At 66.8% G+C, this 24,870-nt stretch carries 34 protein-coding genes; 16 read left to right on the forward strand and 18 right to left on the reverse strand.

Going from position 1 to position 24,870, the window contains the following annotated elements; genetic code table 11:
• The first annotated feature begins 42 nt into the window (after window positions 1-42).
• The 4 genes from KTC28_RS01050 to KTC28_RS01065 all read left to right on the forward strand — a co-directional run bounded on the left by KTC28_RS01050 (window position 43) and on the right by KTC28_RS01065 (window position 3,908).
• Window positions 43-645 carry a DUF937 domain-containing protein gene (locus KTC28_RS01050; protein WP_216710993.1) on the forward strand — a complete coding sequence of 201 codons (603 nt, stop codon included), beginning with the start codon at window positions 43-45 and terminating at the stop codon, window positions 643-645.
• An 8-nt stretch (window positions 646-653) separates the two neighbouring features.
• A complete protein-coding gene (locus tag KTC28_RS01055; protein ID WP_216710992.1) occupies window positions 654-1,196 on the forward strand; it encodes a J domain-containing protein in 543 nt (180 codons plus the stop codon).
• Window positions 1,197-1,282: 86 nt separating this feature from the next.
• Window positions 1,283-2,344, forward strand: a complete 1,062-nt coding sequence (locus KTC28_RS01060) for a glycerophosphodiester phosphodiesterase (protein WP_216710991.1) — start codon at window positions 1,283-1,285, stop codon at window positions 2,342-2,344.
• A gap of 139 nt (window positions 2,345-2,483) precedes the next feature.
• Window positions 2,484-3,908, forward strand: a complete 1,425-nt coding sequence (locus KTC28_RS01065) for a capsule assembly Wzi family protein (RefSeq protein ID WP_216710990.1) — start codon at window positions 2,484-2,486, stop codon at window positions 3,906-3,908.
• Here KTC28_RS01065 and KTC28_RS01070 read toward each other — a convergent pair.
• From KTC28_RS01070 to KTC28_RS22615, 12 genes are read right to left on the reverse strand one after another with little or no spacing between them, the layout of a single operon-like run.
• On the reverse strand, window positions 3,883-4,335 hold the full coding sequence (locus tag KTC28_RS01070) for a PaaI family thioesterase (protein ID WP_255602162.1): 453 nt from the start codon (window positions 4,333-4,335) through the stop codon (window positions 3,883-3,885). The genes KTC28_RS01065 and KTC28_RS01070 overlap by 26 nt on opposite strands.
• Window positions 4,332-4,772 (reverse strand): PaaI family thioesterase, encoded by a 441-nt coding sequence (locus tag KTC28_RS01075; RefSeq protein ID WP_255602163.1) that lies wholly within the window; start codon window positions 4,770-4,772, stop codon window positions 4,332-4,334. The genes KTC28_RS01070 and KTC28_RS01075 overlap by 4 nt, the downstream gene beginning before the upstream one ends.
• Complete coding sequence (locus KTC28_RS01080) at window positions 4,769-5,173, reverse strand: SufE family protein (protein ID WP_216710989.1); 405 nt, start codon at window positions 5,171-5,173, stop codon at window positions 4,769-4,771. Before KTC28_RS01080 ends, KTC28_RS01075 begins: the two co-directional genes overlap by 4 nt.
• Before the next feature lie 40 nt (window positions 5,174-5,213).
• Window positions 5,214-5,453, reverse strand: a complete 240-nt coding sequence (locus tag KTC28_RS01085) for a hypothetical protein (protein WP_216710988.1) — start codon at window positions 5,451-5,453, stop codon at window positions 5,214-5,216.
• Window positions 5,454-5,476: 23 nt separating this feature from the next.
• Window positions 5,477-5,758 (reverse strand): hypothetical protein, encoded by a 282-nt coding sequence (locus KTC28_RS01090; protein WP_216710987.1) that lies wholly within the window; start codon window positions 5,756-5,758, stop codon window positions 5,477-5,479.
• A 28-nt stretch (window positions 5,759-5,786) separates the two neighbouring features.
• Window positions 5,787-6,053, reverse strand: coding sequence for a hypothetical protein (locus KTC28_RS01095; RefSeq protein ID WP_216710986.1), 267 nt, complete (start codon window positions 6,051-6,053; stop codon window positions 5,787-5,789).
• 11 nt (window positions 6,054-6,064) lie between these two features.
• Complete coding sequence (locus KTC28_RS01100) at window positions 6,065-6,340, reverse strand: hypothetical protein (protein ID WP_216710985.1); 276 nt, start codon at window positions 6,338-6,340, stop codon at window positions 6,065-6,067.
• Window positions 6,341-6,363: 23 nt separating this feature from the next.
• Complete coding sequence (locus KTC28_RS01105; protein ID WP_216710984.1) at window positions 6,364-6,765, reverse strand: hypothetical protein; 402 nt, start codon at window positions 6,763-6,765, stop codon at window positions 6,364-6,366.
• A gap of 24 nt (window positions 6,766-6,789) precedes the next feature.
• Window positions 6,790-7,170, reverse strand: coding sequence for an envelope stress response membrane protein PspC (pspC, locus tag KTC28_RS01110; protein WP_216710983.1), 381 nt, complete (start codon window positions 7,168-7,170; stop codon window positions 6,790-6,792).
• 11 nt (window positions 7,171-7,181) lie between these two features.
• On the reverse strand, window positions 7,182-7,481 hold the full coding sequence (gene pspB / locus KTC28_RS01115; protein WP_216710982.1) for an envelope stress response membrane protein PspB: 300 nt from the start codon (window positions 7,479-7,481) through the stop codon (window positions 7,182-7,184).
• Window positions 7,482-7,486: 5 nt separating this feature from the next.
• Complete coding sequence (gene pspA / locus KTC28_RS01120) at window positions 7,487-8,158, reverse strand: phage shock protein PspA (RefSeq protein ID WP_216710981.1); 672 nt, start codon at window positions 8,156-8,158, stop codon at window positions 7,487-7,489.
• A gap of 25 nt (window positions 8,159-8,183) precedes the next feature.
• Window positions 8,184-8,315 (reverse strand): hypothetical protein, encoded by a 132-nt coding sequence (locus tag KTC28_RS22615; protein ID WP_255602164.1) that lies wholly within the window; start codon window positions 8,313-8,315, stop codon window positions 8,184-8,186.
• Window positions 8,316-8,491: 176 nt separating this feature from the next.
• Here KTC28_RS22615 and pspF point away from each other — a divergent pair, with 176 nt between their 5' ends.
• The 7 genes from pspF (at window position 8,492) to KTC28_RS01155 (ending at window position 14,536) form a co-directional block, all read left to right on the forward strand.
• Window positions 8,492-9,535: a phage shock protein operon transcriptional activator gene (gene pspF / locus KTC28_RS01125; protein ID WP_216710980.1), complete on the forward strand. Its 1,044-nt coding sequence runs from the start codon at window positions 8,492-8,494 to the stop codon at window positions 9,533-9,535.
• A gap of 83 nt (window positions 9,536-9,618) precedes the next feature.
• Window positions 9,619-10,221, forward strand: a complete 603-nt coding sequence (locus KTC28_RS01130) for a superoxide dismutase (protein ID WP_369426567.1) — start codon at window positions 9,619-9,621, stop codon at window positions 10,219-10,221.
• A 115-nt stretch (window positions 10,222-10,336) separates the two neighbouring features.
• Window positions 10,337-10,891, forward strand: a complete 555-nt coding sequence (gene petA / locus KTC28_RS01135) for a ubiquinol-cytochrome c reductase iron-sulfur subunit (RefSeq protein ID WP_216710979.1) — start codon at window positions 10,337-10,339, stop codon at window positions 10,889-10,891.
• Window positions 10,892-10,901: 10 nt separating this feature from the next.
• The gene (locus KTC28_RS01140; protein WP_216710978.1) at window positions 10,902-12,236 is read left to right on the forward strand and encodes a cytochrome b; all 1,335 of its coding nucleotides are present in this window, start codon (window positions 10,902-10,904) and stop codon (window positions 12,234-12,236) included.
• 5 nt (window positions 12,237-12,241) lie between these two features.
• Window positions 12,242-13,069 (forward strand): cytochrome c1, encoded by an 828-nt coding sequence (locus tag KTC28_RS01145; protein WP_216710977.1) that lies wholly within the window; start codon window positions 12,242-12,244, stop codon window positions 13,067-13,069.
• Between the two features lie 100 nt (window positions 13,070-13,169).
• A complete protein-coding gene (locus KTC28_RS01150; RefSeq protein ID WP_216710976.1) occupies window positions 13,170-14,009 on the forward strand; it encodes a phosphorylase family protein in 840 nt (279 codons plus the stop codon).
• Window positions 14,006-14,536: an adenine phosphoribosyltransferase gene (locus tag KTC28_RS01155; RefSeq protein ID WP_216710975.1), complete on the forward strand. Its 531-nt coding sequence runs from the start codon at window positions 14,006-14,008 to the stop codon at window positions 14,534-14,536. The genes KTC28_RS01150 and KTC28_RS01155 overlap by 4 nt, the downstream gene beginning before the upstream one ends.
• 3 nt (window positions 14,537-14,539) lie before the next feature.
• Here the strand turns inward: KTC28_RS01155 and KTC28_RS01160 are convergent, their stop codons facing one another.
• On the reverse strand, window positions 14,540-15,130 hold the full coding sequence (locus KTC28_RS01160; RefSeq protein WP_216710974.1) for an LGFP repeat-containing protein: 591 nt from the start codon (window positions 15,128-15,130) through the stop codon (window positions 14,540-14,542).
• A gap of 49 nt (window positions 15,131-15,179) precedes the next feature.
• On the reverse strand, window positions 15,180-16,280 hold the full coding sequence (gene ychF, locus KTC28_RS01165; protein WP_216710973.1) for a redox-regulated ATPase YchF: 1,101 nt from the start codon (window positions 16,278-16,280) through the stop codon (window positions 15,180-15,182).
• Between the two features lie 144 nt (window positions 16,281-16,424).
• On the opposite strand from ychF, the gene KTC28_RS01170 reads away from it, so the two are divergent.
• Window positions 16,425-17,525, forward strand: a complete 1,101-nt coding sequence (locus tag KTC28_RS01170) for an ankyrin repeat domain-containing protein (protein WP_216710972.1) — start codon at window positions 16,425-16,427, stop codon at window positions 17,523-17,525.
• On the opposite strand, the gene pth is transcribed toward KTC28_RS01170, so the two are convergent.
• Window positions 17,494-18,063, reverse strand: a complete 570-nt coding sequence (pth, locus tag KTC28_RS01175; protein ID WP_216710971.1) for an aminoacyl-tRNA hydrolase — start codon at window positions 18,061-18,063, stop codon at window positions 17,494-17,496. The two genes, KTC28_RS01170 and pth, sit on opposite strands and share 32 nt — an antisense overlap.
• A 21-nt stretch (window positions 18,064-18,084) precedes the next feature.
• Window positions 18,085-18,732, reverse strand: a complete 648-nt coding sequence (locus tag KTC28_RS01180) for a 50S ribosomal protein L25/general stress protein Ctc (protein WP_216710970.1) — start codon at window positions 18,730-18,732, stop codon at window positions 18,085-18,087.
• Window positions 18,733-19,065: 333 nt separating this feature from the next.
• On the opposite strand from KTC28_RS01180, the gene KTC28_RS01185 reads away from it, so the two are divergent.
• Entirely contained in the window at window positions 19,066-19,692 is a 627-nt protein-coding gene (locus KTC28_RS01185) for an RBBP9/YdeN family alpha/beta hydrolase (protein ID WP_216710969.1), read from the forward strand.
• Here KTC28_RS01185 and KTC28_RS01190 read toward each other — a convergent pair.
• Together KTC28_RS01190 and KTC28_RS01195 are read right to left on the reverse strand one after the other, a co-directional pair.
• On the reverse strand, window positions 19,689-20,561 hold the full coding sequence (locus tag KTC28_RS01190; RefSeq protein WP_216710968.1) for a TraB/GumN family protein: 873 nt from the start codon (window positions 20,559-20,561) through the stop codon (window positions 19,689-19,691). The two genes, KTC28_RS01185 and KTC28_RS01190, sit on opposite strands and share 4 nt — an antisense overlap.
• Window positions 20,562-20,568: 7 nt before the next feature.
• Window positions 20,569-21,177 (reverse strand): TMEM175 family protein, encoded by a 609-nt coding sequence (locus KTC28_RS01195; protein WP_216710967.1) that lies wholly within the window; start codon window positions 21,175-21,177, stop codon window positions 20,569-20,571.
• A 79-nt stretch (window positions 21,178-21,256) separates the two neighbouring features.
• Here KTC28_RS01195 and KTC28_RS01200 point away from each other — a divergent pair, with 79 nt between their 5' ends.
• The 3 genes from KTC28_RS01200 to glyS all read left to right on the forward strand — a co-directional run bounded on the left by KTC28_RS01200 (window position 21,257) and on the right by glyS (window position 24,842).
• Window positions 21,257-21,613 (forward strand): DUF6481 family protein, encoded by a 357-nt coding sequence (locus KTC28_RS01200; protein WP_216710966.1) that lies wholly within the window; start codon window positions 21,257-21,259, stop codon window positions 21,611-21,613.
• 79 nt (window positions 21,614-21,692) lie between these two features.
• Window positions 21,693-22,583, forward strand: a complete 891-nt coding sequence (locus KTC28_RS01205) for a glycine--tRNA ligase subunit alpha (protein ID WP_216710965.1) — start codon at window positions 21,693-21,695, stop codon at window positions 22,581-22,583.
• An 18-nt stretch (window positions 22,584-22,601) separates the two neighbouring features.
• Window positions 22,602-24,842, forward strand: coding sequence for a glycine--tRNA ligase subunit beta (glyS, locus tag KTC28_RS01210; protein ID WP_223132264.1), 2,241 nt, complete (start codon window positions 22,602-22,604; stop codon window positions 24,840-24,842).
• Window positions 24,843-24,870 lie beyond the last annotated feature (28 nt).

Raw genomic sequence — 24,870 nt, forward strand, 5'->3', positions numbered from 1 at the left:
AGCCTTCACACCTTATGTAAGACCGAGACCAAGGGGCCAGCCATGTCGCAACAGCTTCTCGACCTGATCAACCGTTTTGGCGGCGAAGACGCGATTGCCGCAATGGCCGCGCGCGTCGGCCTGTCGCCCGAACAGACCCAATCGGCGATGGCCGCGCTGATGCCTGCGGTCGCGGGCGGCATGGCGAAGCAGGTCGAGGCACAGGGGCCGGGTGCGCTCGACGCCGCCGCCGCTCCGGCGACCGCACTGGCAAGCGGCGGCACGGTCGCCAGCGACGCCGCGGTCGAGCATGGCACCAATATCCTCGGCTCGCTGTTCGGCTCGTCGCAGGTCACCGACGTCGTCACCGGCAACGCCGCCGCTGCGACCGGGCTCGACGCGTCGAAGCTGTCCGCATTGCTGCCGATGATCGCGACGCTCGCGGCAGGTGCGCTCGGTCATGCCGGCGGCCAGGCCCCCGCCGAGGGCGGAGGCTTGGGCGGCATGCTCGGCGGGCTGCTCGGCCAGGTCACCGGCGGCACTACGGCGGGCACGGCCCCCGCGACCGGCGCGGCGGGAACGCTGATGTCGATGCTCGACTTCAACAAGGACGGCAACGTCATGGACGACATCATGGGTGTCGTCGGCAAGTTGCGAGGTCACTGACGAACGCCATGGCCGGCCCGTCACGCAACATGGACTGGGGCTTTCCCCGCTGGCGCGATTATGGCGGCACCGGCAACGCTGCGGTCACGGTGCGGATCTGCGACCGCGACGGCTGCAACGAGCCTGGCGATCGCCCTGCTCCCAAGGCCCCGAATCGCCCCGAACGCTGGTATTTCTGCGAGACGCACGCGGGCGAGTACAACCGCAACTGGAACTACTTCGAGGGCCTTAGCGCCGCCGACGCGCGTGCCCGTGAAGCCGACGAGTCCGCCGAGACGACCTTCACCCAGGCGAAGCACTGGGGCTGGGGCGGCGCGGGCGACGGCAGCCGCAGCCGCGCCGAACTCGATGCGCTGACCGCGCTCGAACTCGACTCCGACGCCGACTTCGCTGCGGTCAAGGCGGCCTACCGCCGCCTCGCCAAGGCCAATCATCCCGACGTCGCGCCGAACGATGCCGCAGCGGCGCGGCGGTTCCAGGCGACGCAGGCGGCGTACGAAGTTCTCGAGCGCGCCGAGGAACGCCGCGCGACGACGTATTCGCCGGTCTGACCACGCTCGCGCGCCGGAGGCGGCAAAGTGTCGCCCGACTGTCATAATCGTGCCGTATCGCTGCCCGACACTTCGGGGGTGACATCATGCGCGTACTTTTGGCGATGGCGATCGGGCTGCTCGCAGTGAAGGCAGCGGCAGCTGCTGCTGCGACAGTTGGGCAACCGATCATCATCGGCCATCGCGGCGCGGCGGGCGAACGTCCCGAACACACGCTCGAATCGTATCGGACGGCAATCGCGGGCGGGGCCGACTTCATCGAACCCGATCTCGTACCGACCAAGGACGGCGTTCTCGTCGCGCGCCACGAGAACGAGATCGGCGGCACCACCGACGTCGCCAAGCACCCTGAATTCGCCGCGCGGCATGCAACCAAGACGATCGACGGCGCGAGCATCACCGGCTGGTTCACCGAAGATTTCACCCTCGCCGAGCTGAAAACGCTGCGCGCGCGCGAGCGCCTGCCCGCGCTGCGCCCCGGCAATACGGCGTGGGACGGTGAGTTCGACATTCCGACCTTTGCCGAAATCCTCGCGCTGGCGAAGTCCGAGTCGGCGCGAACCGGGCGGACGATCGGGGTCTATCCCGAGACCAAGCACCCGAGCTATTTCGCCGCGATCGGCCTGCCGCTTGAGCGCAAGCTCGTCGATGCACTCGCCGCCGCCGGTTATACGAGGAAGACCGATCCCGCCTTCATTCAGTCGTTCGAGGTCGCTAATCTCAAGGCGCTCCGAAAGATGACTGGGCTGCGGCTGATCCAGCTCGTCGACGAGGGCCATCCCGCCGACGATGCCGTGACGACCTATGATACGATGATGACCCCTGCCGGGCTCAAGGCGATCGCGCTGTACGCCGACGGCATCGGCCCGGCGAAGTCGCGGATCATCCCGCGCGATGCCGCCGGTCGCTCGCTCGCGCCGACCAGTCTCGTCGCCGACGCGCATGCGGCCGGGCTGCTCGTCCACCCGTACACCTTCCGCTCGGAAAATTATTTCCTGCCCGTCGAGCTGCGCCGCGGCGACGATCCGAAGGCGCACGGCGATGCCGCCGCCGAATATCGCATGTTCTTTGCCGCTGGAGTCGACGGGCTATTCTCCGACTTCGCCGACCAAGCGTTCAAGGCACGCGCCCAAGCCAGGCCAGATTGAGCGGTACTGCACATCGATGCGCGACATGCATCCCGCGCGCGCCTATGGCTCGTAACGCAATGACAATGACCACGGCGCTGACGTCACACCCGAGGGAACGGTGAGGTCCAACAACCGGGTCCTGGCACTCGCTTTATTCTTGTCACTTGCCGCCGGTGCTCCTGCGTTCGCCGCACCTTGGGCCGAGGCCGGCGACGCGCAACTCCGCTCGGACCTGATGATCCTCAACGACGCGGGGGTAATTCGCGTTTTGACGACGCAATGGCCGATCCCATGGGCAGGCGTCGCGGCGGGGCTCGACGACCCTGTCCTTTATACCAAGCCCGCGTATGTCCGCGAGGCGGCGCGGCGCGTGCTCGCGCGGATCAAGCGCGAGACTGCCGAAGGGACCCGCGTCGAGAATTTCAGCGAATCGACCAACCGCCCCGCGCTGATCCGCGGGTTCGACGCGCAGGGGCAGGCGAACGCGCAGGATCAGGAGATCGTCGACATCACCAGCGGCGGCAGCGACCTCCACGTCGCGGCGGGGGCGATCAGCGACAATCGCAACAACGGCGGTGGGGCTGCGCTTGATCTCGACGGCAGCTATCTCGCGCAACGCGTGAAGGGCGCCGAGCTTTATGTCGGCGAGGTCGGCCACTGGTGGGGCCCGGGGTGGATTTCGGCGCTGAGCTATTCGACCAACGCGCGCCCGTTCCCGCAGGCTGGCATCGCCAGCGCCGGAACGCAACGTTTCAAGACTCCTTTGCTGAACTGGATCGGACCGTGGCGCGCCGAGTTCGTGGTCGGGCTGCTCGATGACCGCCGAATCGCGAAGAATACGCTGTTCGATGCCTTCCGCTTCACCTTCATGCCGCTTCGCGGACTCGAGATCGGCTTCGCGCGCTCGCAGATCCTGTGCGGCAGCGGCCAGCCGTGCAATGCGCTCGATGTGATCGACCCGATCAACGACAACCTCCACCCGAGCAAGACCGCGAGCGAAGCGGTATTCGACTTCAAATATCACAGCATGATCGCCGCGCATCCGGTCGAGATCTACACCCAGATCATGAACGAGGATTCGAGCCCGATCACCCACAGCTTTTCGAGCTATCTGATCGGCACGAGCGCGTGGTTTCCGGTCGGCAAGAACACGCTCCGCGTCACCGGCGAATATGTCAGCAGCATCGCAACCGTCGATTTATTCAGCTTCGGCACCGTCGGTTACGGTGTCAGCTATACCGACAGTAAATACCCCGACGGGCTGCGGTATCGCGGGCGGGCGTTTGGCTTCAGTCTCGACAGCGATTCACGGCTGGCGTCGCTCCAGGCGAACCTGACCGACTCGGGCGACCGTAGCTACACGCTCAGCCTCCACCATGCACTCGTGTCGCGGCCAGCGACGGGGATCGCCAACCCGATCACGACGACGCCGGTGACGATCGACTATGCCGAGGCGCGCGTCGGATTGCCGACGCGGATCGGCGTGCTCGGACTCGCCGGGCGGGTTCAGACCGACCAGCCGCGACCGTCGCGCGGCGCGACCGCCGCTGCTGAAATCAGCCTGCGGGTTCGGATTCGCTGACGGCGGAAAGGATGATGTTGAGCTTCGCCGTCGCGATCGGACGGCTGTGGTCGTACTGCCACGCCACCGCAGTCAGGTTCGCCACCCGCCGCCCAAGCCGCATCACCGTCGCTACCGCGAACGTGTCGCGCATCCCGCCAGCGCGGAGATAGTCGACCGTCGCGGTCAGTGGCTTGAGCCGGGGCAGCGGCGCGTCGTCGGGCAGCGCGAGGAGCAATGCCGCCAGCCCGGCAAATTCGAGCAGCCCGGCGACGACCCCGCCGTGGAGGCGTTCGGGCGATCCGATCAGCGCCGGTTCGAACGGCAGTCGCAGTCGCACCTCGTCGCCGTCGCGCTCGAATGTCAGCCCAAGCAGTGCCGGATACGGCAGCACGTCGAGTATTCCGCGCTCGCTCCGCAGCAAGTCGCGCATCGGCTCGAGGCTCATGCCGCGCCGCCGTACATGAAGGTGCCCGCCATATTGGCGAGGGGCAGCGCCGGGTCGCCCTGATGGGCGAAGCCGCGGACGAAGGCGACGCTCGACGTTAGCCGGTAGCAGATCGCCCGGCCGACAATCGTCAACCCCGGCTCGGGGCCGTGGAGATAGTCGAGGCGGAGGTCGAGCGTCGCGTGGCCGGCCATCGACTTGAGCTTGGCGAACACCGCGAAGCCGGCCGCGGAGTCCATCAGCGAGAAGATCGCACCGCTGGCGATGACGCCGTCGTCGACGATCAGCGATGGCGAGTACGGCAGGACGAGTTCGGCCCAATCGTCGCCGTGCGCCTGATATCCGATGCCGAGCGCCTTCAAATGGGGGACGCCGTCCATGAAGCGCTGGATGAAGCGGGCGTTGCGCGCCTCGCGCTCGGCCTCGACGTCGCTCATGCCGCGAGTTCGCCGATCCGCGCGAGCATCGACGCGAGCCCCTGCGTCCGGTTCGACGACAGATGCCGCGCAAGTCCGAGCGCATCGAGGTTTGCCTTGACCGCGGCGACGTCGATGTCGGCCGGGCGGCGATCCTGGACCAGCAGCAGCACGAGCGCGACGAGGCCCTTGACGATTGCGGCGTCGCTGTCGGCGGAAAAATGAAGGAGGTCGCCGTCGCGCACCGGGTAGAGCCAGACCTGGCTGGCGCATCCCCTGACCCGGGTTGCCTCGGTCTTGAGCGCGTCGGGCATCGGCGGCAGCGCGCGGCCGAGGTCGATCAGCAGGCGGTATTTATCGTCCCAGTCGTCGAATGCCTCGAACTCGGCCTCGACATCTTCGAAAGTAGTTGGAAGCGGCATCGCCGCTCGGTGGACTCGGGACGGCGCGGGGTCAAGGCGGTTAAAAGTCGACTCCGGCGGCGATCGCCTCGAGCTTCTTGATCCGCTCGCGCAGGTCGGCGAGGTCGATGCGGTTGGCAACGGCGGGGACATCCCCCGTCAACCGCCCGCCGCCGACGTCGAGCTGGTGGCGGCGCAGGTCGAGCCATGCCTTCCAGCTCCACGCGAAGACCATGCTCAGCAAGGCCAGCCCGACGAGGCTGCTCGCGGCGAGGATCAGAAGCGAATCGGCGGGGACCATGATGACCTCCTTTCGAAACTAGTTCAGCGGTCGCGGTTCGGGGTGCCGAGCGCGTCGATCTGGTCCGACAGGCGCTTCGACGGATCGGTGGCAAGGCGTTCGAGGACGCGGATGCGCTCGTTCAAGCGGTCGATCTCCGACTTCATCCGCGTACCGTCCTCGATGCTCACCGCGTTCGGCGCATCGACGAAGTCACGGTCGCGGCGGCTGCGCCTGCCCGATCGGCCGACCCCGTAGCGCGCGCTCGCGACCCTGCCGATCGTGACGATGAGAATGATCAAAACGACCATTTCGAACGGGTTCATCGAACGGATTCCTCTGTGAACGGTTGGGTTAGTTGAGCTTCGACGCGGGCGTGCGCAGGTCGTCGATTTCGGCCGCGAGGCTGGTACCGCGGTCGGTGACGATGCGGTTGAGGACTGCGACATGCGCCTCGAGCCGCTCGATCTTCGCCGCATATTGCGCCGCCTGTTCGCCTGCGACCTTGGCGGTCGTGTCGAGCTGGCGCTCCTTGAAACTGAGCCAACGCTTCGCGACGCCGGCGAGGATTGCGGTCAGCGGGATCAGCACCCAGACGGCGCCCCAGATATAATTGTCCATGGCGTGTCCCCTTAGTTGAGCGGTGACGGCGCGCGCAGCGCCTCGATTTCGTGGGCGAGACCCGTCGCCCGGTCGGTGGCGATTCGGTTGAGAACCGCAACATGCGCCTCGAGCCGCTCGATCTTCGCGGCATGGTCCGCCGCCGTCGTGTCCGCGATCTTCGCCGCGAGTTCGTGCTTGCGTTCCTGCAACGCGATCCAGCTCATCAGTGGCTTGGTCAGCAGCGCAATGACCGGGATTGCCAGCACCGCGAGCGGAATAAATACCCAAAGAAAATCGAGGTCCATCGCCGCTCTCCTGCTGGCCGCGCCTAGCGCAGCGCCTCGATTTCGCGCGCGGTCCGCTGCGCGGGGTCGGTGACGATCGTTTCGAGCGTCGCGGTGCGGCGGGCCAGCGCGGCGACGTCGGCGGCCATGCGGGCCTGCTCGCTTGCGGCCTCGACAACCTCAGGCCGGTCGAGCTTGGCCGGGCGATGGCGGCGGCGGCGCGCCCAAGTCTGGAGGACGTAATAGAGCAGCAGCCCCACCATCAGGCCGAAGGTGAACGATCCACCGTCGAAGGGCCGCGAGGAATGGACACCGACGCTCCAACTATCATTCGCTCCCAGATGGCTCTTGTGCGTCGGGGTCGGTGGGGACGGCGGGCCGTCCTCGTCGCTCTCGACGACCGTGGTCGAACCGTCCGCCGAAGTCGTGATCGTCTTGGTCGTCATCAGATATCCCCTTGTCCGGCGCGCCTAGCGCAGCTGGTCGATTTCGTTGGCAAGGCGGCTGTTCGACGAGGTGACGTACGCCTCGATGTCGCGCAGCCGGCGCTCGGTTTCGCGGAAGCTCGACCGCGTGTCGCGGATCGTCCGCTGCGGTGCGACGCGGACCTTCTTCCAGAACTCGCGCTCGTCGGGCGTCTCTTCATAGAGCGAATAGGGCTTCGGCGAGGCGGTCCAGGCGACGATGAAATACGCGAAGAAGATCGGCGGGAAGAGGAAGAACATCGTCATGACGAAGCCGAGGCGGATCCAGAGCACGTCGACGTCGAAGTAGTCCGCGACTCCCGCGCACACCCCGGAAACCTTGGCGTTGCGCTTGTCGAGGTAGAAGCTCGTGCGGCGGGCAGACATGACGGTTCCCCTTAGCGGCGGGTGGCGAGGCGCGGCTCGGCCGCGTCGGTCAGGCGGTCGGCGATCCGGTCGGCGGGGCCGCGCAGCGCGCTGTCCTTCCAGCCGGGGTTGTCGGCGGTGATGATCCGTTCGATCGAGTCGAGCCGGGCATCAAGCCGCCGGGCGGTTTCGTGAAGGTCGTCGAGGAGGTTTTCGTCCTCGATCGTGATCCCCTTCGTCCGCCGCCACTGCGACACATAGTGAAGAATGATCCACGGCAGCCCGATGAAGAGCATCGCACAGATCGTGATCGGAATGACCGCGTCTTCCATGACCGTCAGCCCTCGTTCTTTGCGAGCCGGGCCTTCATCGCCGCAAGCTCTGATTGAATTCCGTCGGTCTGGCGGAGGTCGGCGAACTCATCGTCGATCGTCCGCAGCGGGCCGCCGAGGTCATACGAATCGGCGTGACCCTCGGCGAGATCGGCGCGGCGTTCGATCACCTCGAACTTGGCGAAAGCGTCCTCGATCCGCGGACCCTTGTACATCGCCCGCATCCGCGACCGCGTGTCGGCGTTCTCGATCCGCTTGAGCAGGCTGTTCTGGCGCTGCTGCGCTTCACGGATCTTGCCTTCGAGGCGGCGGATGTCCTCGCCATTGGCGTTGAGACCGTCCTCGAGCTGGGCGATGTCGGCGCGGGTCGCGTCGGCGAAGCTCTTCGCCTTGCTCTTCTCGAGCAGCGCGGCGGTGGCGAGGTCCTCACGGCCCTTCGACAGCGCGAGTTCGGCCTTTTCGGTCCAGCTCGCCTGCGCGGCCTCGGCGCGAGCGACGGCGCGCTCCATTTCCTTCTGGTCGGCGATCGTGCGCGCAGCCCCGGCGCGGACCTCGGCCAGCGTCTCCTGCATCTCCATGATGATCATGCGGATCATCTTGGCCGGATCTTCGGCCTTATCGAGAAGCTCGGTGACGTTGGCGGCGATGATGTCTCGGGTGCGCGAGAAGATGCTCATGTGGGTCTCCTGGGGAGAAACGATTTTAGACGATGCGGCTGGCAGCGATAGGGGCAGCATAGGCCGGCCCGGCAGCAGCGGCGACGAAGCTAACCGCGAGCAGAGCCGAACCGAGGATGCCGATCACGGCGCGGGCGAAGGGGAAGTTGCTGGTCATCGTGGGTCTCCTGATTGGGCGGGGGCAATCCCCGTCTATGCAACATGCAATGCAGGAGCCGTGCCAAGTGCTTTCTGGAGACTAAGCCATTGTAATCGCTAAGCGGAGGAAATGAGAGCCGCTCCGCCACGCGGAATAGTTGCGAACTATTGGGAAAATCCGCTAATATCGGGTTCATGCAGTCGCCCGCCGCCTTGATCGGTCACGCGCCGAGCTTCCTCGACGCGATCGAGCACGCCACCCGCGCGGCGGCGATCAATCGCCCGGTGCTGGTGATCGGCGAGCGCGGGACCGGCAAGGAATTGATCGCCGAGCGACTCCACCGGCTAAGCCCGCGCTGGAGCGGACCGCTGATCACGCTCAACTGCGCGGCGCTCCCTGAAAATCTGCTCGACGCCGAACTGTTCGGCTACGACACCGGCGCGTTCACCGGGGCGACCCGCGGACGCCCGGGGCGCTTCGAGGATGCCGACGGCGGCACCTTGTTCCTCGACGAGATCGCGACGCTATCGCAGGCCGCGCAGGAACGCCTGCTCCGCGTCGTCGAATACGGCGAGTTGACCCGGCTCGGCTCGAACCGCGTCATCCGTGTCGACGTCCGCGTCGTCGGCGCGACCAATGAGGACCTGCCCGCGCTCGTCGCTGCACACCAGTTCCGCGCCGACCTGCTCGACCGGCTGAGCTTCGAGGTCGTCACCTTGCCGCCTCTCCGCGCGCGCGCCGACGACATCCTCGTCCTTGCCGGACATTTTGCGCGACGGATGGCGGTCGAACTTGGCTGGGCGGGCTTTACCGGCTTCAGCGAAGCCGCCGAACATGCCCTCGCCGCGCACGATTGGCCGGGCAATGTCCGCGAACTGAAGAACGTCGTCGAACGGTCGCTGTACCGCTGGGGCGACGCCGTCGAGCCGGTCGGGCACATCGTCTTCGACGCGTTCGACTCGCCGTACCGGCCGGGAATTCGTCATCTGCCGTCGATCATCGCCGCGAACGATGCGCCCGCGCTGCCCGCCCTCGTCGCACCTGAATCAGGCGGGTCGCCTGCGATCATCGACCACAGCAGCATCGCCGACCTGCGTCTCGCGGTGGCGTCGTACGAGCGCGACATCCTGACCGCGGCGCTCGCGAAGTGCCGCCACAACCAGCGCGCGACCGCGACTGCACTGGCGCTGACCTACGACCAGCTTCGCCATGCGCTCAAGCGCCACAATATGCTGTGAACGGGTTGCTTAAGCCGTGAGATTGAGGCGTTGTCTGCCCCCATTAACCGCCTGACCCGTAATCAACCTTGGAGGATCCGATCATGTTCACTTTGCCCCCGCTGCCGTTCGAACCGACCGCGCTCGAGCCGTACATGTCGGCGAACACCTTCAGCTATCACCACGGCAAGCATCACAAGGCGTACGTCGACAAGGCCAACGCCGCGATCGAGGGCACGCCAATGGCCAACATGTCCGATGTCGAGGTCGTGCGTGCCGCCAAGGCGAAGGGCGACCAGGGGCTGTTCAACAACGCGGCGCAGGCGTGGAACCACAGCTTCCTGTGGAACTCGCTGTCGCCGATGGGCGGCGGCAGTCCGATGGGCGCACTCAAGGATGCGATCGACCGTGACCTTGGCGGCGTCGAGAGCTTCGGTGAAGCCTTCAAGAAGGAGGCGGTCGGCCATTTCGCCAGCGGCTGGGCGTGGCTCGTCCATGACGGCTCGGCGCTCAAGATCATCAGCACGCACGACGCCGACACCGCGCTCGTCCACGAAGGCCTGACCCCGCTGATCACGCTCGACCTGTGGGAGCACGCCTACTACCTCGACTATCAGAATGCGCGCCCGGGGTTCGTCGACTCGTACCTCATGCACATGATAAACTGGGACTTCGCGAGCGAGAATTACGCCGCCGTCGCCGCCTAGAGCGTACATCCGCGCCAAAATGCCCGTTGCGCTCGCGCAACGCGCGCGTCTATCAGGGGTCATCCATTCGGGTGGCCCCTAATGCTGCCCGGTTTTGCGTTGACAAGGGCACGGCATGGCAACCCATCCGACCGACGACCTTACCCCCACGGGCGAGCGCCGCCGCGATTTCATTTTCGTCGCTACCGGCGCTTTCGCCGCAGTCGGCGCGGCCACGGTGCTGTGGCCACTGATCAACCAGATGAACCCGTCGGCCGACGTGCTCGCGCTGGCGTCGATCGACCTCGACCTCGCGGCGATTCAGCCCGGCCAGGCGGTCGTCGTCAACTGGCGCGGCAAGCCGGTGTTCGCGCGCAACCTGATGCCCAAGGAAATCGCCGAGGCGAAGGCGGTTCCGATCGCGTCGCTCCGCGATCCGCAGACCCTCGACGAGCGGACCAAGCCCGGCCACGAAAACTGGCTGATCACGCTCGGCGTCTGCACCCACCTCGGCTGCGTCCCGCTCGGTGCGCGCGAAGGTGAGAACCGCGGTGCCTTCGGCGGATATTTCTGCCCGTGCCACGGGTCGCAGTACGACACCGCAGCGCGCGTTCGCGCCGGACCGGCGCCGAAGAATCTCGAAGTGCCGGTGTACGCGTTCAAGACGCCCACCCAAGTCACGATCGGTTGAGGGTCACACCATGAGCTTCCCCTGGGCCAAGCATTACGAGCCGCAAGGCGCGTTCATGAAGTACGTCGACAGCCGGCTGCCGATCCCGCGGCTGGTCTACGACAGTCTCGGCGCCGGCTATCCGGTCCCGAAGAACCTCAACTATTTCTATAACTTCGGCGTCCTCGCTGGGGTCGCTCTGGTTATCCAGATCCTGACCGGGGTCATCCTCGGCATGCATTATGCCGCGAACACGACGATCGCCTTCGACTCGGTCGAACACATCATGCGCGACGTCAATGGCGGCTGGATGCTCCGCTACATGCACGCGACCGGCGCATCGTTCTTCTTCGTCGTCGTCTACGTCCACATCGGCCGCGGGCTGTACTACGGGTCGTACAAGCCGCCGCGCGAAGTGCTGTGGTTGCTCGGCCTGGTCATCTTCCTGCTGATGATGGCGACCGCATTCATGGGCTATGTCCTCGTCTGGGGGCAGATGAGCTTCTGGGGCGCGACGGTCATCACCAACCTATTTTCGGCGATACCGCTCGTCGGCGAGACGATCCACACGTGGCTGCTCGGCGGCTTCGCCCCCGACAATGCGACGCTCAACCGCTTCTTCTCGTTGCACTATCTCCTGCCGTTCATCATCCTCGGCGTCGTCATCCTCCACGTCTGGGCGCTCCACATCCCGGGGTCGAACAACCCGACCGGGATCGACGTCAAGTCGGAGGCCGACACCGTTCCCTTCCATCCGTATTACACGGCGAAGGACTTCTTCGGCCTCGGCGTCTACCTGACGCTGTTCTGCGTCGTCGTTTTCTTCCTGCCGAACATGCTCGGCGAGCCCGACAACTACATTCCGGCGAACCCGCTCTCGACGCCGGCGCACATCGTTCCCGAATGGTATTTCTGGCCGTTCTACGCGATCCTTCGCGCCTTCACGCAGGACTTCCTGTTCATTCCGGCCAAGCTCTGGGGCGTGCTCGGCATGTTCTCGGCGATCCTGATGTTCTTCTTCCTGCCGTGGCTCGATACCTCGCCGGTGCGGTCGAACAATTATCGCCCGCTGATGAAGCAGCTATTCTGGATCTTCGTCGTCGATATACTGGTTCTCGGCGTCTGCGGCGGCAAGCCGGCGGGTGAGCCGTGGCTGCGGATCAGTCAGATCGCCAGCGCCTATTACTTCATCCATTGGTTGATCCTCGTGCCGATCGTCAGCCGCATCGAGAAGCCGCTGCCGCTGCCGAATTCGATCAGCGAAGCGGTGCTCAAGAAGCAGACGAACACCGGCGCGCCGATCGCGCTCCAACCCAAGGGTGCAGGGATTGCAGAACTCCCCGCGTCCGGCCAGCCGGCGGAATAACTGACATGGTCAAGCTGATCGCCTTTCTCGTCGGTGCGGTGTTTTGCGTCGCGCTCCTGTGGGGCGCGGTCGTACCGCGCGACGCCACGCCGGCCGATCCGGTGGCGAAATACCATCTCGCGCCGAAGGAAATCACTTGGCAGAACGATGGGATCTTCGGGACCTTCGACCGCGCGCAGCTCCAGCGCGGCTACCAGGTCTACAAGGAGATCTGCTCGGGTTGCCACTCGATCAACCGCGTCGCCTTCCGCAACCTGACCGAGATCGGGTTCACCCCGGCGCAGGTGAAGGCGCTGGCGAAACAGTCCGACGTCGCGACGATCGACGACAAGTCGGGCGACCCGACGACGCGCAAGGGCATCCCCGCCGACAAGATCCCCGGGCCGTACGCCAACGACACCGCCGCGCGCGCCGCGAACAACAACGCGCTGCCGCCCAACCTCGCGCTGATCACCAAGGCGCGCGAGGAAGGTCCGCGCTACGTCTATTCGCTGCTGACCGGCTACCGCGACGCGCCGAAGGATTGGACCGTTCCCGACGGGCTGTATTACAACCCGTACTTCCGGTCCTTGAACGTCGCGATGCCGCCGCCGCTGTCGTCCGACGGGCAGATCACCTACACCGACGGCACCAAGTCGACGGTCGACCAGAATGCCAAGGACGTCGCCGCTTTCCTGACGTGGACTGCGGAGCCGAGCCTCGAGGCGCGCAAGCGTACCGGCGTTGGCGTGGTGATCTTCCTGATCATCCTGAGCGCGCTCGGCTACCTCAGCTACCAGCGCGTCTGGGCCGACCTCAAGCGCAAGCGACCGGGGATCGTCCCAGCCGAATAGGCCTGACCTTACCGTCATCATCCCCGCGAAGGCGGGGACCGATCTCCACCAGCCGGAGACAGGTCCCCACTTTCGCGGGGATATTTTTTTGGAGACCAGCATGCCCCTCGGCATCATCGGCGGCAGCGGCCTCTATGACCTGCCGCTCGATGCAGCCGAGTGGCGCGCCGTCGACACGCCATGGGGCCCGCCCTCCGACGAGCTCCTCCACGGCCGCCTCGGGGATACCCACCTCGTCTTCCTCCCCCGCCACGGCCGCGGCCACACGATCGCACCGTCGGACCTCAACGCTCGCGCCAATATCGCCGCGCTCAAGGCGGCAGGGTGCACCGCGATTCTGTCACTGTCGGCATGCGGTTCGTTCCGCGAGGATCTCCCGCCGGGCAGCTTCGTCGTCATCGACCAGCTCGTCGACCGGACACGCGGGCGCGCCAACAGCTTCTTCGGCGACGGTATCGTCGCGCACGTCAGCCTCGCCGACCCGTTCTGCGCTAGCCTTGGCGACGCGATCGCCGCCGCCGCGCCCGATTGCATTCGTGGCGGCACCTATCTCGCGATGGAAGGGCCGCAATTCTCGACCCGCGCCGAAAGCCGCCTGTACCGCGCCGCCGGTCTCGACGTCATCGGCATGACCGCCGCCCCCGAGGCCGCCTTGGCGCGCGAGGCCGAACTTTGCTACGCCACCGTCGCAATGGTCACCGACTACGATAGCTGGCGCGAGGGGGAGGCAGTCGACGTCGCCGCGATCGTCACCGTCCTCACCGCCAACGCTACGCGCGCGGCGGCGCTCGTCGCCGGTGTCGCCGCCGGGTGGAGCGGTTTCGCGTGCGGCCACGGCTGCGGCCATGCGCTCGACCACGCGATCATCACCGACCGCGCAAAATGGCCGCCCGCTACAGCCAAGCGGTTGAGCTGCATCGCCGGACGGGTGCTCGCATGAACGACGACCTTCGCGCCCTCGTCCGCACCATCCCAGACTTTCCCCACCCTGGGATCATGTTCCGTGACATCACCACGCTGCTCCTCGACGGTCCGGGCTTCGCGCGGTCGGTCGAGCTGATGGCGGAGCAGGTCGGGACCGGGTTCGACCTCATCGCTGGGATCGAGGCGCGCGGCTTCGTTTTCGGCGCGGCGCTCGCCAACCGTCTGGCCAAGGGCATGGTGCTGATCCGCAAGAAGAACAAGCTGCCGGGCGCGGTGATCGGGGTGAACTACGCGCTCGAGTACGGCGAGGACCGCGTCGAGATCCACGCCGACGCGGTGACGCCCGGCGCGCGCGTCCTGATCGTCGACGACCTGATCGCGACCGGCGGCACCGCGCTCGCAGCGGCTCAGCTCCTGCGCGCCGCAGGAGCAATCGTCACGCATGCGATCTTCGTCATCGACCTGCCCGCGCTCGGTGGCGCCGAACGGCTGCGCGCTGCTGGCGTCGAGGTCGACGCGCTCCTCGCCTTCGACGGCGAGTAAAGCCTACCCCTTGGCGGGGACGGGTGCGGTGTCGATCTTGACCGCGACGCCGGTGCATTGCGCGTTGGCGGCGCGCGCGCCGGCGATCCAGCTGATCGTGCCAAACTGGAAATTGCTCCGGCGGCCGCCCTGGACGCCGAATTCGTCGGTCGTCGGATAGCCGCAGGTGCCGCCCTCGCGACCGGTCGCGATCCACTTCGCACGGATCAGCCCGATGACGGCGTGGGTACCGGCCTTTTGCAGGAAGGCGATCGTCGCGTTGTTCGAAAAGTCGTTGTAGCGCCCGCCGCTTGCACCAGGCATCTCGTCGGTGACCGGGAAGCCGAGCCCGAGTTCGCGGCCGAGGCCGTTCCACTTCGCGCCGATCAGCCCCCACGCGGCATGCGCGCCGTACTTCGGGTGCCACGTGACGAAGCCGTTTTTGAAGCTGTTGATCCGGCCGCCATCGGCCGCCGGTCCCTCATCGCTCGCCGGCACGCCGAGCGGGCCAGACGACGCGCCGAGCGCGCGCCATTTGTTGCCGATCTCGCCGTAAACCTGAAACGCCCCTGCCGGCCGCCCCAATGCGAGACTCGCCACAAGCAATAAGATCACTCGCATTGTCCCCGAAGCCCCCCGGCAGTGTGGGAGGCACAGTAGCGCGTTAGACGTTGAACCGGAAATTGAGGATATCGCCGTCGGCGACGACATATTCCTTGCCCTCCGAGCGCAATTTTCCGGCATCGCGCGCGCCCGCTTCGCCGCCGAGGCGAACGAAATCGTCATAGGCGATCGTCTCGGCACGGATGAAGCCGCGCTCGAAGTCGCCGTGGATGACGCCCGCCGCCTGCGGGGCCTTGGTCCCAGCGGGGATCGTCCACGCGCGCGTCTCCTTCGGTCCGGCGGTGAAATAGGTCAGCAGCGCGAGCAGGTCGTAGCCGGCGCGGACGACGCGGGCGAGGCCGGTCTCTGTCAGCCCGAGTTCGCTGAGGAAGTCGGGGCGGTCGGCGGGGTCCATCTGCGCGATTTCGGACTCGATCGCCGCCGAGATGACGACCGACGCCGCTCCGCTCGCCGCCGCCATCTTGGCGACTGCCGCCGACAGCGCGTTGCCGCCTGCCGCCGACGCTTCCTCGACGTTGCAGACGTACAGCACCGGCTTCGCAGTCAACAATTGCGCCTGCGCCAGCACGCGCTCCTCCTCCTCGTCTTTCGGCACCGCCAGCCGCGCGGGCTTGCCTTCACGCAGCAGGTCGAGCGCGACACCGAGGATGCTCGCCGCGATCTTCGCTTCCTTGTCGCCCTGCGTCGCCTTCTTGATGAAAGCGGGAACGCGCTTCTCGAGCGATTCGAGGTCGCTGAGCATCAGCTCGGTCTCGACGGTCTCGGCATCGGCGACGGGATCGATCCGGCCTTCGACATGGGTGACGTCGTCGTCGACAAAGCAGCGCAGGACGTGGACGATCGCGTCGGTCTCGCGAATATTGCCGAGGAACTGGTTGCCGAGGCCTTCGCCCTTCGACGCGCCGCGGACGAGCCCGGCGATGTCGGTGAAGCCGAGCTGGGTTTCGATGATCTTGGCGCTGCCGGCGATCTTGGCGATCGCGTCGAGGCGCGGGTCGGGGACGGGGACGTTGCCGACGTTCGGCTCGATCGTGCAGAATGGATAATTCGCCGCCGCCGCGCTCGCGGTCTCGGTCAGCGCGTTGAACAGGGTCGACTTGCCGACGTTCGGCAGCCCGACGATACCGCAGCGGAAACCCATAGTCTGTCCTGGTGATAAAGGGGTGGCGGCGGGGCCGCGATGCCGGGATGCGTTACCGCGCTCCCCTCGCAAACGCCAGCCGTTGCGGCGACCGCGCGCGCATGCGAGTTTCCCCGGCAGGGGTGGCGGGCGTGGGGGACTGGGATGGGCGCAAAGCTGCTGGCGTTGATCGATCGACTCCGGAATGCACCGTGGGTAGTCATCGCGCTCTTGCTCGCATCGACGGTCGGCGCGCTCGCGCAGTTTACCGGCGCGACCAAGACCCTCGTCGCCCTGCTCCATCCGCCGAAGCCTGACCCGCGCGCCGAGCTCGCCAAGCTCAATATTGCCTTCACTCCCGAGGCGATGGCGAAGGCCGCGACCGACGGCGACGCGCGCGCCGTCGGGCTGCTGCTCGACGCCGGGATGGCCGTCGACGCCGCGCCCGACCCGGCACAACCGCCACTAATGCTTGCGGCGCAGTCGGGGTCGGTCGCGACGGTGGCGCGGCTGCTGGCGGCCGGCGCCGATCCCGCGCGCAATGGCGCGGCCGGGACCGCGCTCGACTTTGCCGTCCGCTACCAGCACCCCGAAGTCGTCAAACTGCTGATCGCCAAGCCGCTGCCACCAGCGGTGGTCTTCGAGGCCTTCGTCAACGCGGGCTATTCGGGCGACGTCGCTGCAATCCGATTGCTCGCTCCACGCCTTGCCGACAAAAAGGCGGCAGCGACGGCCGCGCTTCAAGCTCTGGTCGTCGACACCCGCGATGGTCCGCGCGCCGCCCCCACGGTAGCGGCGCTGGCGGCGCTCAAGCCTGACCTGAACGCGATCGATGCCAACGGGCTCTCGCCACTGCACCGCGCGGTCGACGCCGATGCGATCACTGTTCTGACCGCATTGCTAAAAGCCGGTGCGAACCCGAACGTCCGCGCTTTTTGCCAGTACGAGGCAAATCCGGTGACGGCGACGCCCTTGGGTTGCGCGGCGACGCGCGGTTCGTCCGAAGGCCGCGCAAGCGCGTTGGCACTGATCGCGGCGCACGCCGATATCGAGGCGCGCGGTCCGGGGGGCAAGACGCCGCTGATCCTCGCGGCTGACAACAGCGACGCCGCGATGACTATCGTGTTGCTCGATGCCGGTGCCGATCCGCGCGCGACCGATGACAAGCGCCGGACCGCGCTCGACTATCTCCGCGCCGACAAATTCCACGACCTTTCCGACGCGATCGGCGCGCTCAACCGAGCCTTAGCGCAACGTCGTTTGTGAAGCGCACGTCGTCACCGGTGACGAGCCATTCGGCTTCGGCGGCGACGGCGTCGAGCATCGCCTCGCGGTCCTCGATCTCGGTCTTGGCGAAATTGCCGAGGACGTAGCCCAGCACGCGGTCCTTGTGCCCGGGGTGGCCGATGCCGAGGCGGACGCGGCGGTATTCGGGGTCGGACAAATGCGAGTCGATCGAGCGGATGCCGTTGTGGCCCGCCGCACCCCCGCCGCGCTTGACCCGGACCTTGAACGGCACGAGGTCGAGTTCGTCGTACAGCACGGTAAGCGCGTCGGTGCCTAGTTTGTAGAAGCGCAGCGCCTCGGCGACCGAGCGGCCGCTATCGTTCATGAACGTCGCGGGCTTGAGCAGCACGACCTTCTCGGTCCCGATCCGCCCGTCGGCAGCGAGGCCCTGAAAGCGGGTCCTCCACGGGTCGAACCGCCAGCGCGAATGGATCGCGTCGGCGGCCATGAAACCGATATTGTGGCGCTGGCCGGCGTGGACAGCCCCTGGATTGCCGAGGCCGGCGAAGATTTGCACTTCGCCGACCCCTGCGAACCGTTAGGCGATCTTGGCGGCAGCCGACTCGGCGGCAGCGGCAGCAGCGACGGCTTCGTCGGCGGCAGCATCGGCCGACTGGAGCGCCGACGGCGCGACCAGCGAGACGATGGTGAAGTCGCGATCGTCGATCACCGGCGTCACGCCATCGGGCAGCTTGACTGCCGAGATGTGAACCGAGTCGCCGATGTCGAGGCCAGCCAGCGAGATTTCGATCTGGTCGGGGATAGCATCCGACGGGCACGACAGCTCGATTTCGTGACGCACGACGTTGAGCGTGCCGCCGCGCTTCATGCCGGGCGACTTGTCCTCGTCGGTGAAGTGGACCGGAACCGCGACATCGATCGTCGCCCCGGCGGCAAGGCGCAGGAAGTCGATGTGGATCGGACGGTCGCTGACCGGGTGGAACTGGACGTCGCGCGGCAGGGTCCGCTCGACGACGCCGTCGATTTCGACCTCGACAACCGAATTCATGAAGTGCCCGGTCGACAGGAGCTTGGTCAGCTCCTTCAACGGCACGTGGATCGTGGTGGGGGCGGTCTTGTTGCCGTAGATAACGGCAGGTACGCGACCAGTCAGACGCACGGCACGGGAGGCTCCCTTGCCAGCCCGCTCGCGCACCGACGCCGCGAGTTTCATCGCTTCGCTCATGTGCTTTCTCCATAACCCCGCGCGCCTCCAGGGATGCGGGCGCGGGATTGGGGGCCATAGGGGAGAAAGGCGGTGAAGGCAATGCGAGTCGTACGAGGCCGCTGCCTTCTTCCAAGGCGACGGTGATTGGTGGATCACAACCGAGCCTCGCCGTCCCGCAACTTCGCATCGCCCCCTGCCAACAAATTCTATCCAATTCCTACCGTACTACTAGGATATGACTAGAATGTCAGGCGATCACCCACGGGTCTCCGCCCACTATGCCTGACCAACTGGGCGAGGGTGTCGGCCCTGGCACCCTCGCCCATCTTTGCAACCGGGAAGGACGCAGTGATGCGCGACGAGCGGCAGACACGGATCTTGCTCGTCCCCGGGCTTGGCGGCTCGGGAGCCGGGCACTGGCAGATGATCTGGGCCGGCGCGCGATCGCGGGCGCGGATAGTTCAGCAGACGTCGTGGGATGAGCCGACCGTCGTCGGCTGGGTCGACGGCATCGATGCCGCGATCGACGCTGCCGATACTCCCGTCGTCCTCGTCGCACACAGCCTTGGCTGCGTCGCGGTCGCGCATTGGGCCGAGCGCGTGCCCGATTCGCGGCGGGTCGTCGGCGCACTGCTCGTTGCGCCCTGCGATGTCGAACGCGGCGATGCGTGCGCCGCAATCACGCGCTTCGCCCCCGCTCCAGCCGCTGCGCTGCCGTTCCGCTCGACCGTCGTCGCCAGCCGCGACGACCCGTATGTCGAGTTTGGACGCGCGCAGTGCTTCGCGACGCGCTGGGGGAGCGCCTTCGTCGACGCCGGGGCGATCGGTCATATCAACGCGGCGAGCCGCCTCGGCGACTGGAGCTTCGGACAGGTTTTGCTCGACGATGTTCTCGCGGCGGCGCGCGATCACCGCCATGTCCGCGTCGCGACGCTGCGCAGCGACCTGTCGCCCGCGCCGCCGTGCTTCGGACCCTAGGGCAGCCGCTCGACCGTCAGCCCCTTCGCCTCGAGCAGCTTGACGACGCTGTTCCGGCCGCCGAGATGCCCCGCGCCGACCGCGACGAACACCCGGCCCGGGGTTGCCAGCCGCGCCGCGATCCAGTCGGCCCACGCCTTGTTGCGGTTGGTTAGCAACGCGCTCTCGAGATTCGGCGTCGCCTGGAAACCCTTGTCGAAATCCTTCGCCAGCGCCTCGGTCTCGCCCGCCTGCCAGTAAGCGACGAGCGCATTGGTATCGTCGCGCGCGGTCGACAGATCGTCGACGGTCGAATCGAGCAACGCGCGCGCATCGGTTTCGGACAGGTTATCGAACAGCCGCAGCTGCGCTTCGGGGGTCTCGAGCCCGATCACCGGCTTGTTCTGGCCCTTCGCTCGCGCGGTCAGCGTCGCCTCGACCCCGTCGCCCGCGGTCAGGCCGAGCTGACTGACCGCGCCGTCGCCGAGCGCAATCGCCGCAAGCCATGTCTTCATCCCGTCGAGTCGCGCCGCCGGCAGCCCGAGCGCCGTCTCCCCCGCGAGCAAAGCCGCGCGCTTCGACGGCGCGACGCGTGCGCTGAGCGGCGGCAGGCCGCGCTTCTCGCCAAGCATCGCCACGAGCGGCCCGAGCCCGGCGGGGTCGTCGGGCAGCACGGTTTCGAGAACCAGCGTATCGGCGGCGTCGACCCGCGCGGCGATCTTCGGGCTCAGCCACTTGCTCCCTGCGGGCAGCGCATGGATCGTGCCGAACAAGGTTATATCGGTATCGGCGTCGTGGACGTGCCACATCGCGGGTTCGGCGGCGGCGGGAGCGGCCAGTGCCAGCGGGACGGCAACAATGGCGGCGGCGAGCAGGGGGAACAGGCGCATCGCGGCGCTATAGGCGCAGCTTGGGCTGAACGGAACCTGTCTCGCCGATGGCGGCCCGGCCGATGCGGCGATCGGGGATTAGCCACATCAGCGCGACCAGGGCGTAGATCAGGTCGGCCACCACCGGCGCGACGAACGCCATGCCGATCCCCGCAAGATACAGGAACGGCGACGCCTTGCCCTTGAGGTCGCGCCCAAGCGCCGCGCGCAATGGCGACTCGGGCCCCTGCTGCCGGATTATCACCGTCTGCATGGTGAACCATGCGAGCGCGGTCATCCCGAGCGCGGCCCCGTAGACCGCGGTCGGCACCGGCGCGAACGGATGCTCACCGGTCCAAGCGGTGGCAAAAGGGATCAGCGACAGCCAGAACAACAGGTTGAAGTTCGCCCACAGGATCGCGCTGTCGACGCGCGGCGCGAGGTGGAAGAAATGGTGATGGTTGTTCCAGTAGATCGCCACGTAGATGAAGCTGAGGGCATAACTGAGGAAGATCAGCGCCAGGTGGCCGAGCGCGGCGGGATCGGTGCCCTCGGGGGGCTTTAATTCGAGCACCATGATCGTGATGATCACCGCGATGACGCCGTCCGTCAGCGCCAGCAGTCTGTCGGATCGCATTGCCGTCTCCCCGCCTACATAGTTGCGAGTCATGCGGCAGCGCACTATGTGCGAGGCACCATCCAACCAAGCGAGACTTATGGCCTTCAAGCTACCCGATTTCAACGACCGCAAGGCCACCGCCACCGCCGCGCGTCAGGCCGTCCTCGACAAGTTCAAGGCCGTCCCCGTCGCCACCCCCGAGGAACTCGCCGAGCGAGCCGCCCGCGCCGCGGCGCAGGAAGCCAAGAAGATCGAAAAGGCGCAGGCGCTCAAGGACCGTATCGCCGGCGAAAAAGCTGCTGTGATCGCGTCACGCGAAGCCAAGGAAGCGGCTGCGCGCAAGGCCGCCGAGGACGCGCTGATCACCGAGGAAATGAAGGCGGCGGCGAAGAAGGCCGAACGCGACGCGAAATACGCCGCGCGCAAGGTCGCGAAGAAGGCGGCGAAGCGCTAACGCGTTTCTCCCCGCGCGGTGCGGAGGTCGGCCGCAACTTGACCCCCGTTCCCCGCGCCCGCTACACCCCGCGCGACCCATGTTGCACCCGCGACCATCTCCGGCGACGCCGCTGACCTTCCAGGACATGATCCTGACGCTCCAGCAGTATTGGAGCGAGCGCGGCTGCGTCATCCTCCAGCCGTACGACATCGAGGTCGGCGCCGGGACCTTCCACCCCGCCACCGTCCTCCGCGCGCTCGGCCCCGAGCCGTGGCGCGCCGCGTACGTTCAGCCGAGCCGCCGCCCGTCCGATGGCCGCTACGGTGAAAACCCCAACCGGCTCGGTGCCTATTATCAGTTCCAGGTCATCCTCAAGCCGTCGCCGCCCGATATCGTCGACGCGTATCTCGGCAGCCTCGCCGCGATCGGCATCGACGGGCGCAAGCACGACATCCGCTTCGTCGAGGACGACTGGGAGAGCCCGACGCTCGGCGCATGGGGGCTCGGGTGGGAGGTGTGGTGCGACGGTATGGAGGTGTCGCAATTCACCTATTTCCAGCAGGTCGGCGGTATCGACTGCGCCCCCGTCAGCGGCGAGATCACCTACGGCCTCGAACGGCTGGCGACGTATATCCAGGGCAAGGATTCGGTCTACGACCTCCAATACAACGCGCACATGACCTACGGCGACGTCTTCCGCGAGAACGAGCGCGAGTTCAGCGCGTACAGCTTCAAGGCCGCCGACACCGAATTGCTGTTCCGCCAGTTCACCGACGCTGCCGGCGAATGCCGCGCGCTCGTCGAGCGTGGCCTGCCGTTGCCCGCCTACGACCAGGCGATCAAGGCGAGTCACATCTTCAACCTGCTCAACGCCCGCGGGGTGATCTCGGTCGCCGAGCGTGCCGCGTATATCGGCCGCGTGCGCGACCTGACGAAGGCGGTGTGCGAGGGCTGGGTGGCGAAGAACGCGGCGCGGTGGGCGGCGTGATTTACGCAGTGACCGGCATTGCCTGACTTCCTCCTCGAACTCCTTACCGAGGAAATCCCCGCGCGGATGCAGCCCCGCGCGATCGACCAACTGCGCGACCGCTTCACCGCCGGGCTCGCCGCCGCCGGCCTCGCCGTCGGCCCGATCGCTGCGTCCGTCACCCCGCGCCGCCTCGTCCTCCACGCGACCAGCCTCGACGCCGCGAGCACCCCGGTCAGCGAAGAACGCCGCGGTCCGCGCGCCGACGCCCCCGAGCAGGCCGTCGCCGGTTTCGTCAAATCGACCGGCCTCGCCCGCGACGCGATGGAGGAGCGCGACACGCCGAAGGGGCGCTTCCTGTATGCGACGATCGTCACCCCCGGGCGCGGAGCAGCAACGATCATCGCCGAGCTGATCCCGGCGATCGTCCGCGACTTCGATTGGCCCAAATCGATGCGCTGGGGCGACGCCTCGACGAGCACCGCCAGCCCGCGCTGGGTCCGACCGCTGTCGGGCATCGTCGCGCTGCTCGACGACGCGGTGGTCACGTTCGCGGCGGCGGGCGTGACGAGCGGGCGGACGACGTTCGGGCACCGCTTCCTGTCGAGCGGTCCGATCGAGATCGCCAGCGCCGCGACCTATGTCGACCAGCTTCGCGCCGCGCACGTCATGCTCGATCCCGCCGAACGCCGCGACATTATCGTGCGCGGTGCCGCGGCCGCCGCGACCGCTGAGGGCTCGGCTGTTATTCCCGACGACGGTCTCGTCGCCGAGAACGCCGGGCTGACCGAATGGCCGGTGCCGCTGCTCGGCCGCTTCGACCCGGCGTTCCTCGACGTGCCGCGCGAAGTCATCCAGCTGACGATGCGGACCAACCAGAAATATTTCGCCTGCACCGACGCCAGCGGCAACCTCGCCCCGGCGTTCGTCTGCGTCGCCAATATCGCGGCCGACGACGGCGGCGCGGCGATCGTTGCGGGCAACCAGAAGGTGCTCGCGGCGCGGTTGTCCGACGCGAAGTTCTTCTGGGACGCCGATATCGCGCGGGTCCGCGACAGCGGCCTCGCCAGCTTCACGCCGAAGCTCGCCGACATCGTCTTCCACGAAAAGCTCGGCACCGTCGCCGACAAGGTCGACCGCGTCGCCAAACTCGCCCGCTGGCTCGTCGAAAGCGGCGCCGTCCTTCCTTCTCCCTCTCCCCTCGAGGGAGAGGGACGGTCGCGCCCTTCGCGCGACCAGGGTGAGGGTGAGAATGGCGTAAGCCACTCTCCCGCCACTCACCCTCACCCTGGCGCGCAAGGGCGCGCCGTCCCTCTCCCTCAAGGGGAGAGGGAAGCGCTCGCCGATCTCGCCGAAACGGCCGCGCGGCTGTGCAAGGCCGACCTCGTCTCCGCCACCGTCGGCGAGTTCCCCGAAGTCCAGGGCATCGCCGGCGGCCACCTCGCGCTGGCGGAGGGCCTCGACCCCCAAATCGCTGCCGCGATCCGCGATCATTACAAACCAGTCGGGCCGAGCGACACGGTGCCGACCGCGCCGGTCACTGTAGCAGTCGCGCTGTCGGACAAGCTGGATACGTTGGCCAGGTTCTTCGCAATCGACGAAGCGCCGACAGGATCGCGCGATCCCTTCGCGTTGCGTCGCGCCGCGCTGGGCGTCTTATCCATCTTACTCGCCAACCGTATTCGGCTGTCGCTTCCTTTAGCCATCAGCGAAGCATCGAGGCCCGCAGCACGCGGCATCGGCGGCCAACCGGTTGGGATGCAACTCTTTCATTTCTTCATAGACCGCCTTAAAGTCCAACAACGCGAAGCTGGTGTCCGCCCCGACATCATCGATGCGGTCTTCGCCCTCGGCGGGGAGGACGACCTCGTTCGCCTCCTGGCGCGGGTTAAGGCACTTCAGGCTGTCCTACAGACCCCCGATGGGCGTAGTCTCCTCGCGGGGTATCGGCGGGGTGTGAACATGTTGCGTATCGAAGAACTCAAAGACGGGCCTATCGACCCCGAGGTCGACGCCGAACTCCTTGTCGAACCAGCAGAAATTGCGCTCAACGCCGCGCTTGACGTGATCGTGCCGATCGTCGCGGCGGACGTTTCGGAAGAACGTTTCGAATCAGCAATGACCGCGCTCGCTCGGCTGCGGCCCGAGGTCGATTCGTTCTTCGACAGCGTGACGGTCAATTCGGGGGAGCAGGAGGTTCGTCGCAACCGCCTCGCGCTGCTTGCGCGGCTTCGCACCGCAGTCCATTCGGTCGCCGATTTCTCGAAGATCACCGACTGACAAAACATCGTCTTTAGTGTGAACTTAT

This window comes from Polymorphobacter megasporae (assembly GCF_018982885.2).
In the GTDB taxonomy this organism is placed as follows: Bacteria; Pseudomonadota; Alphaproteobacteria; order Sphingomonadales; family Sphingomonadaceae; genus Polymorphobacter_B; species Polymorphobacter_B megasporae.